Source organism: Labrenzia sp. R5_0 (assembly GCF_017743835.1).
GTDB classification, from domain to species: domain Bacteria; phylum Pseudomonadota; class Alphaproteobacteria; order Rhizobiales; family Stappiaceae; genus Roseibium; species Roseibium algicola.
The window spans coordinates 50,851-58,869 of sequence record NZ_JAGHRK010000012.1; the positions used below are offsets into that span (position 1 = coordinate 50,851).

The window sequence follows — 8,019 nt, forward strand, 5'->3', positions numbered from 1 at the left end:
TTGATCGGCTGCATCAGGACTTACGATTGTCTTTGCTGAGTTCAAATCCTTCACGAAGCAAGTCAACCATCGTCATACCCTGGGCAACGGCATAACCTTTAAATGCCTTCTTGAAGTCGGCCGGAACCTTGAAATTCAGAGTTTCGAGCTTCTCTATGGAGTGACGGCTTGTAGAATTCAGCGCGTCCTTCGTTGTGTTGATCGCCATGACCACTTTCCTCTGCTCACCGCAAGCAGAGGAACGAATAACAGAATTCTGTATGGCCAGCAATCGGGCAATACAGAATGGCTGAAACAGCAGCGGAACTCTTTGTCGCGTCTGGATGGATGTGATTAAGGCGCGTAGCGGCCCTCTTCCTCAAAGCAGTCGCACCACATGTCGCGCTAAAACGTGTCACATGACAATCTCCGTGACGATACTGTTCATGATCTACTAGTTTGCTCGCTAGCTGGTCCGTGTCTGGCGGTGAGAATATCCCGTTTGGATACATGCTTCTCTGCGTGGTCGATGCGAGGTCGCTTCGAAGGAACATCGCAGCATAGAGTGATGGTGGTTGATGTTTCCTCGCGGCTAACTTGTGTTTTCCTGTGTTGCAGTTCACTGTCCGACTGTGGGTTTGGGAGGTACACGTGACAAAAGCAGAATTCTTAAATTTGAAGTCCGTGCGCCCTGCGCCGGATGATCTACCTCGAAGCCTTCGGAATTTCATTGACTATCGAAAGTCGGGCTTAAGTCTCAATCACATCGTCGGGTGTCCTCTGGATTGTGGCTACTGCGTACGCCACTTGTTCGAGAATTTTTCGATGAAGCGACCCCACCTCATCGTCGATGACGAAATCGCCGTGCAGGAACTCATCGGCCATTGGGCGTTTCGTGCTCACACGACTCCGATTCAGATTTTCAACCGAGCTACGGACCCCTTCCTGCCTGGTGTGAAGACGCATCTTTTCAAGACCCTCGAAGCTCTGGATAGGCGAGGGCTCAGCAATCCAGTCCTGGTTATCACCCGATGGCGAATTGATCGATCAGACGTTGAGCGTCTTGAAGCTCTCAAGAACCTGCAACTGACGATCTTGGTCACCTGGTCAGGGATCCATGACGAACGTGTGGAGCCAGTACCGTCGGCGATAGCCGCAGGAAGCTTGGAAGTGCTGGCTAAATCGGCGTCTCGTGTGAAGAAGATCCTCTACTGGCGCCCGATTATCTCGGGTCTAAATGATACGATCGACCACTTCGCGTCTGCACGCCGGCTTTCTGAGTTAGCGGATGCGACGGTTTTCACGGGCCTCTTTTACCGGAAAGAAATCCAGGCCTATTTTCGAGAAGCCGGGGTGCCTGACCTTTACACGGATTTGGCCCGACGAAAGATTTTACCACGTGATACCGAAAGTCGAATTTTGGCCCATTTCGAAGGGCGCCCGATCTTCCGCAAAACGTCATGCGGGGTCGCCTTCGCCCACGGGACACCAGATTTTAATGGTCATTTCGGCATCAGCGAAATTTGTAGCATCTGTCCCGAGGGCCAACGTGAGATCTGCAGTAAGCATCACCATAAACCTGACACTGAGGCTGTTCGAAGCCTCGCTCGTAGCGTCTCGCTGGCGGACCTAAATGGAATCGAGATTTCTGATCGTCGGATCGTAGTCAGTGGCAGCACCGAAGCGCAACGCTACTTCATGCAGCATACATTAAATTTCCAAGTCCACGACCGGGCGCAGCCGCATAGGCAGCATCGGCATGGGCGTGCGGAGATCGGATGGGAATGATTTGGGAAAAGACCTGGGTCGTCGACGTGGAAGGCAACGGAGCTACCCCTCCAGAGATTGTCGAGATCGCGTTGCTGGAACTCGTTGAACTCCGTCCCACCGGCCGAGAATTTCACTGGCTGATCAAGCCTGAGCAGCCAATCGCCGCGGTCGTGACTAGGATTCACGGCCTCTCCGACGATGTCGTAGCCGGTGCGCCGAGTATCGACGACATTGCTGACGACGTCGTCACATGGACTGACGGATGTGTGATCGTCGGTCACAACGTCCGGGTAGAGCTTGATGCTATAAGCCGATCGATTCCAGGATGGCAGCCATCCGCTGCAATCGATACTTTGAAGCTCGCGCGTTCCCTCCGCCCGGGCCTTTCCTCATACAGTTTGGAAAACCTCGGCGCCGCTCTCAAGTTGACGACCGAGGCAAAGCGGCAAACAGGCTTGAAACACCATTCCGCTCAATTTGACGTTGCGCTGACGGCCTTGTTGTTCGTTGAACTTCTAGGGCCGCTCGATCGCGCCGATCGTGATCTCCGTGTACGGGAAGCCGATATACTTTTCAAATCGCAGGAGAGCTTTTTGTGAGCGCGAGGAAAGTTAAAATCGGAATAGCCGGCACACATTCGACCGGAAAGTCAACTTTCCTGGAGCAACTGGACGCTCGCCTATCGACCGAAGGGGTGACCATCGGTCGGGTAGATGACCTCGCTACGGCGGCACGGGACCGCGGCTTTCCGATCCTAACCCAGCACAATTTCGAAAGCACACTATGGATCATGGCGGAGGGCATGAGGCAGGAAGCTGAAGCTGCCTTGCACTGCGAGGTCGTTCTTGTCGATCGTCCTGTTTTTGACGCGTTAGGCTATCTTTATGCCGCCCTCGAAATTTCGGACCGGTCTCTACCTGATCGTCAGCTCAACGAACTTCGCTCGATCGCTCTTGCTCATGCGGGTGACTATGATCTGCTTGTCATGACAGAACTCGATCCTGCAATTGGACTTGGTGAAGGACGGGATGGAAATCAGGAGTTTCGGGTCGCAGCCGCTAACAAGATCCGCGCGATCGCCGACGAGGCGGCTTTCGAATCTCTCATCCTGACCTCCACGAATAGCAATGAAGTCTTGGATCAAGTTCTCAAAAGCATCCGCACGCGCTTGGCAGAATAGGCGTGGCATGTTCGCCTAATGCAGTTGGTTACTACAATTCCGGAAATATCATGTTGGGGGGAAAATGCCGGAAATTTTGAACAAGGTTATCAAGGATCCGATCCACGGGTTTATCGATTTTTATGGAGAACGCGAAAATGAGCTCAAAAACTTGCTCTCTGATCCGTTCTTCCAGCGCCTGCGTCGTGTCAAGCAACTCGGCTTTTCCGATTACGTCTTTCCCTCGGCCGCTCACTCTCGCTTCTCACATTCACTTGGCGTTTACAAAATTGCAAAACGAATGCTGATGGTTATAGAGCCCGAAGGGGCTGACGGGAAATGGTCGCCCAAGGCCGAAGCTTGCCTGGCAGCCGCGTTGCTGCATGACGTCGGCCACGGCATGTTTAGCCACGCTTTCGAGAAGGCCATGGAATTCTTTCTGGCGCGCAACTCGCTCGAAGGCGAACGCGCGGAGAGCTTCGAAGCTGCCGTCGATCATGAGTCTGTTAGCCGAAAGATTATCACCGACTCTTCGATCGGCACGGCGCTAACTAAGTTTGGTGGTTCTGAATTTCCCGGCATGGTCCGTGACATCATTAAGAAGAAGGATGAAAACTGCGTCTATACGTCCATCGTTTCAAGTCAGCTTGACGCCGACAGGCTCGATTACGCGAAAAGGGACGCCTACTTCGCCGGTGTGTCCTCTGGAGGAATCGACCTTGATTGGCTCTTACGGAATTTTAAGCCAGGTCAGAACGGTGATGCTCAATTTCTCTATGTCGATAGCAAGGCCTATATCTCGCTCGAACAGTTCACAGTCACGTTGTTCCAGCTCTATCCAACCATCTATCTGCACAAGAAGACAAGGGGTCTGGAGTTCATGTTCGCCCAGCTCTTGAGCAAGGTTTTTCAGCTGATCGACTCAAATGAGGTGACAGCCACAGGTCTTTCGGAGAACCACCCATTTATTCGATTTTTTCGTGAGCCGGACAATCTCGACCACGCGCACCTTCTCGACGATACGCTCTTTTGGGGATCCCTCCATCTATTGCGCGAAGCGACTGATCCTTCTGTTAGCGACGTCGCGACGCGACTCTCGGACCGCCGGATTTTGCCAATGGTCGATATCTGGAAGGTAGCCGACGAAGCACTTGCCGCACGCGTCGGAACCAGCAAACTGACTGCACTATCACGCGTTCAGCTGATCGAAGGAATCTGTAAGGCTGTTGCCGAGAAGCTGCAGGCAGATTCCTCAATCTGGAGCGATAGCTGCTATTACGACACGTATAATCGGCCAATCTATAAGACGAGAGGTGTCGTCGGCGGCCATCCCCAGCAGATCAATGTGAGCGTCGGAGGCAAGATCTTAGATATTGCCTCCATCTCTCCTGTCGTCGCAAGCGCCGCATCTTTCAACATCCATCGCATTTACTATGACGATAAAAAGTCCCCGAAAGTGGATAACTTGAAGAGAGCAATTAGGGAGTTGATCGAGGCAGAGCTGAAAAACTTGTAAAGCCAGGCTCGGCTGTTGAACCGCTGACAAGTTCCTCCCGAGAAATACTTTGATCGGTCAGCAGGCGTGTTTCAGGCTCTGTAGGCGATGTCTTCATTTAAAAGAATGCGCGACGTTGAATGTAACGTTATAACTGTCAAAGCTGTTTAGAAACGCGACGTCGCTAGCCCGATAGAAATGCGACAGTCAGACTTTGCCGCTCGCTGAAGCGGCCAGCCCCCGATCCGACCGGCTGGGCCGGGTTGCAAGGGAGGTGAGGGGGCGGGTGATTGAGGACCTATTCGGACTTTGTCAGCCCGAACTCGTAATGCGGGCCATCTTGAAAGATTTTGAAGGTGCATAGCATCTTGGAATGAACGATTTGAGTTCATTCGTAGAATTCTCTTTGCCCAACTCTGCAATCGGCTGAAGTCCAATCTGATGCCGAAACGGTCACTAAATGTGGTCCGGCCGAAGCGACTTCCAAAATGAGCTTGCGCTTAATCCCTGCAACGAGACCGTCCGTGTTGCGAACTGGAAAGGCGAATGCGCCAGGACCGCCAATAACACAGCTCTCAAAATAGCGCATGAGTTCCACCTCACCGGATATCTCCGACGGAGCGGGATTGAGAAGCAAAGGCAGCGCGTTGATCGTAATCCCCTCAGCGATCACGGCGTCACGAGTTGGCACGATGTATGGCCCAGTAGTATTCGGCCCGTCGCCGGAAACATCGATGACTTTGCGCATGGCCTGATAGGACGATTTCGAGAGGAGCGATGCCGAAAAAAGCAATGCTTTGGAAATGGAAGTGTCGGTTCCTCCTGTCAGCGGCTTGGCCGCAAGGTCATCTGCGAAGCGCTGCGCTGTTTCCGAATTGTCGATTATCTGCCATGGCATAGTGAGAACTTGAAAGTCGGGTCCGGCCCATTCCACATAGGCAACGGCAATCCTGCCGGTCGCTCCAAGTTGGATCGCTGTTACAAAAAGCGGGTCTTTAATCGCAGCGACATATCCCGAGCGCTGGATTTCGAGCTCTTCACGGCTCATCGAACTCGATACGTCCACCGCCAAAACCAATTGCACATCCACCGGAATTGGTTCTGATTGAGCCCTCTGTGACTGGACAGACAGGACTGCACCTAGGGCAACGGTTAATGCGGCTGTTCGCGCCTGATAGAGGCGGTGTTTTTGCTTTTCTTTTCTGGCGGCTGTTCCTCTGGCGCGGTCGGTCATAGCGATGCTCCAAGCTGTGTCTGAATGCTATGTGGAAAAGTAACCGTGCAAGAACCAAATCGTAAGAGCAAATGCCACAACCCAGCATGCGATGATAATCGCGGCAGCGATACGGCTAACCGGTCGTTCGGCGGCAGCGGCTGCTAGTTCCCGGTGCTCCGCCATGATCTCGGGTGGAATGAGCTTAATGACGAAATAAATACCGAGCGGCAGAAGCACGACATCATCCAGGTAACCAAGTACGGGTATGAAGTCGGGGATTAGGTCAATGGGGGAAAGGGCATAGCCAGCAACGACAATGGCGAGGGCCTTCGCGTACCACGGAACACGCGGATCTCGGCTCGCGCTGCAAAGAGCAGCGACGTCGCGCTTTATGATCCGTGCCCAATCGCGAAGGTTCCAGCTCATTCGGTATTCTTGCTCGCCTGTGCTTTCTGAACGAGCGCATCCATATTATTCAGATAGCTGATTATGCGTTCATCATCCATATTGCGAGTTGACCAATATCTCAACTGCGCGCCGACTGGACTAACGAGGACGATCAGGACCAGTGCAAGACTTTCGAAGCTTATTCATAGCAAAGACGATCCAGCTGAAACTGAATGAAAATCTCAACGAAGATACCAGGCCGTCCCGTTTTCTGCGCCCGGCTGGGGCGGTTGTCCACCTGTGCTCAATACAGAAAATAGTGCATTGCAATATCCAGCTGCGCGTAGCATCACTTAGAGGATGGGACCGATATTGGCCGATCACTCCGCCGCTTCTATCCTCGCCAGCGCCTTCTTCCTTCTAGCATTCACTTCCGGATCATTCATGAAATCCGATCGGCGTCCGGGCTTGCGGCCACGCTTCTGATAGCCGTTGCTCACGCTGCCGTCCGGGATGCCGAACATGTGGTCCTTCTGACCGGCACGAGAGGGGCCATGCCGACGCCGGTGCTGCTCCCGGCCTTCCTGCATCTCGGCCACAACCGACAGAATGTCGTCCAACCGCTTGTTCTCAACAACCCTGGTTCTGTGAATTGACCGCAAGGTATCGAATGTTCTGTACGGGAGAAGGGTGCCCTCGTGCATGATCTCCAGGCGGCCGTCGGGATAGTCGCAGACGATCACCTTCTGGCGGGGCAGTATCTTGGCGTAATCCGTCGGATCCAGAATGAAAATCACCTTCTCATAGCGTAGCGTCAGAGCCTGTGACACCGTGCGGATCTCCTTCCGGCACATGGCGCCATCCAGGTTCTCATGATCGGCCAAGGGGCGATGCATGTCCTTCGGATTGCGCGGCTCCTTGCCAAAACGGTGGTTAAAATCCGCGATGAATTCCGGAGCGAAAGCGTTGGCCTCTTCAAGCGTGTTGATACCGCGCAAACGCAATTCCTTCACCAGCCGGTCCTGAAGAGTTCTGTTGGCGCGCTCGACCCGGCCTTTGGCTTGCGGGGTGTTGGCGCAGACGATGTCGATGTTAAGCTCGTAAAGAGCGCGGCCAAATTGCGTTAGCCCGCTGGTCCGGTCCATCTCGGACGCATGTGTGGTCCGGAAAACCCCGTGTTTGTCGCTGTAGAATGCAAGCGGCTTTCCCCATTGTTCCAGATAGGCCTTAGTTGCCAGGAGGTAGTCGAAGGTGTTCTCGGATAACGCAAAACGCAGATGTAGCAGCTTGCCGGTCGCGTCGTCGATGTAGACGAGCAAGGCACATTTGGGGCCGCGGTTCTCGAGCCACCAGTGATGCGAACCATCGATCTGGACGAGTTCACCGAGGCAATCGCGCCGGCCGCGCGGCTGAAAGATCCGCTGCTTGCGTTCGCGCCGCGACTTCCAAATACCAGCTTCCGTCATCCATTGGCGCAAGGTCTCTTTGCCGACGGCAATCTGATGAAGCTCAAGCAGCTTCTCACGGGCCAGGGTTGGACCGAAGTCGTGATAATGCTCGCGCACCAGGTCGAGGACGGCATTGCGAAACTCGTCGCTGTGACGGCGGTTGCTGGGACGGCCACGCTTGCCGGAAACAAGACCAGCGGCACCGTCACGCTCGTAAGCCTGCAAGAGCCGATGGACCTGGCTCCGGCTGAGGCTCAGAAGCCTGGCAGCGTCAACGATACTCAATCTTCGATCGCGGATCTTCTGGATGGCTTCCAGCCGGTTTAGTTCATGTTGCGACATGGTGATCAAAGACATTGCAGCTCCGTCAGCGCTTAGGCGTGCCGAAGCCAGTCTTCCTTCCAACGTTGATATTGACCAGCGTCAGACGGACGGGAGGTGTCGCATCTCTAACTGGCCCAAGTGTCGCATTACTAAATGGCTTGTGAGCGATACTTGAAGTGCGACTTCTGCGGATTGCAAGGGTAGGGGGCGTTCACTCATTGCGCCAGCATCTTCTCCCTGA

8 protein-coding genes are annotated in these 8,019 nt (G+C 53.9%); 4 read left to right on the forward strand and 4 right to left on the reverse strand.

Annotation, left to right across the window (positions count from 1 at the left end):
- Positions 1-13: 13 nt before the first annotated feature.
- Positions 14-208, reverse strand: coding sequence for a hypothetical protein (locus tag J7447_RS30495; protein ID WP_062492162.1), 195 nt, complete (start codon positions 206-208; stop codon positions 14-16).
- A 422-nt stretch (positions 209-630) separates the two neighbouring features.
- On the opposite strand from J7447_RS30495, the gene J7447_RS30500 reads away from it, so the two are divergent.
- The 4 genes from J7447_RS30500 to J7447_RS30515 all read left to right on the forward strand — a co-directional run bounded on the left by J7447_RS30500 (position 631) and on the right by J7447_RS30515 (position 4,424).
- A complete protein-coding gene (locus J7447_RS30500; protein ID WP_062492234.1) occupies positions 631-1,767 on the forward strand; it encodes a hypothetical protein in 1,137 nt (378 codons plus the stop codon).
- Positions 1,764-2,348 (forward strand): 3'-5' exonuclease, encoded by a 585-nt coding sequence (locus J7447_RS30505; RefSeq protein ID WP_062492232.1) that lies wholly within the window; start codon positions 1,764-1,766, stop codon positions 2,346-2,348. Before J7447_RS30500 ends, J7447_RS30505 begins: the two co-directional genes overlap by 4 nt.
- Positions 2,345-2,929, forward strand: coding sequence for an AAA family ATPase (locus J7447_RS30510; protein ID WP_152508015.1), 585 nt, complete (start codon positions 2,345-2,347; stop codon positions 2,927-2,929). The genes J7447_RS30505 and J7447_RS30510 overlap by 4 nt, the downstream gene beginning before the upstream one ends.
- A gap of 64 nt (positions 2,930-2,993) precedes the next feature.
- Positions 2,994-4,424, forward strand: a complete 1,431-nt coding sequence (locus tag J7447_RS30515) for an HD domain-containing protein (RefSeq protein WP_062492166.1) — start codon at positions 2,994-2,996, stop codon at positions 4,422-4,424.
- A 367-nt stretch (positions 4,425-4,791) separates the two neighbouring features.
- Here the strand turns inward: J7447_RS30515 and J7447_RS30520 are convergent, their stop codons facing one another.
- From J7447_RS30520 to J7447_RS30530, 3 genes are all read right to left on the reverse strand, one after another.
- Complete coding sequence (locus J7447_RS30520; protein ID WP_152508016.1) at positions 4,792-5,637, reverse strand: DUF1194 domain-containing protein; 846 nt, start codon at positions 5,635-5,637, stop codon at positions 4,792-4,794.
- A gap of 27 nt (positions 5,638-5,664) precedes the next feature.
- A complete protein-coding gene (locus J7447_RS30525; RefSeq protein ID WP_152508017.1) occupies positions 5,665-6,045 on the reverse strand; it encodes a YkvA family protein in 381 nt (126 codons plus the stop codon).
- Between the two features lie 341 nt (positions 6,046-6,386).
- Positions 6,387-7,811, reverse strand: coding sequence for an ISNCY family transposase (locus tag J7447_RS30530; protein WP_152508018.1), 1,425 nt, complete (start codon positions 7,809-7,811; stop codon positions 6,387-6,389).
- Between the last annotated feature and the right edge of the window lie 208 nt (positions 7,812-8,019).

Bases quoted from the DNA above. Each gene is read 5' to 3' on its own strand.
- J7447_RS30495 (WP_062492162.1), bottom strand. From the start codon at position 208: ATGGCGATCAACACAACGAAGGACGCGCTGAATTCTACAAGCCGTCAC.
- J7447_RS30525 (WP_152508017.1), bottom strand. From the start codon at position 6,045: ATGAGCTGGAACCTTCGCGATTGGGCACGGATCATAAAGCGCGACGTC.
- J7447_RS30515 (WP_062492166.1), top strand. From the start codon at position 2,994: ATGCCGGAAATTTTGAACAAGGTTATCAAGGATCCGATCCACGGGTTT.
- J7447_RS30520 (WP_152508016.1), bottom strand. From the start codon at position 5,637: ATGACCGACCGCGCCAGAGGAACAGCCGCCAGAAAAGAAAAGCAAAAA.
- J7447_RS30530 (WP_152508018.1), bottom strand. From the start codon at position 7,811: ATGTCTTTGATCACCATGTCGCAACATGAACTAAACCGGCTGGAAGCC.
- J7447_RS30505 (WP_062492232.1), top strand. From the start codon at position 1,764: ATGATTTGGGAAAAGACCTGGGTCGTCGACGTGGAAGGCAACGGAGCT.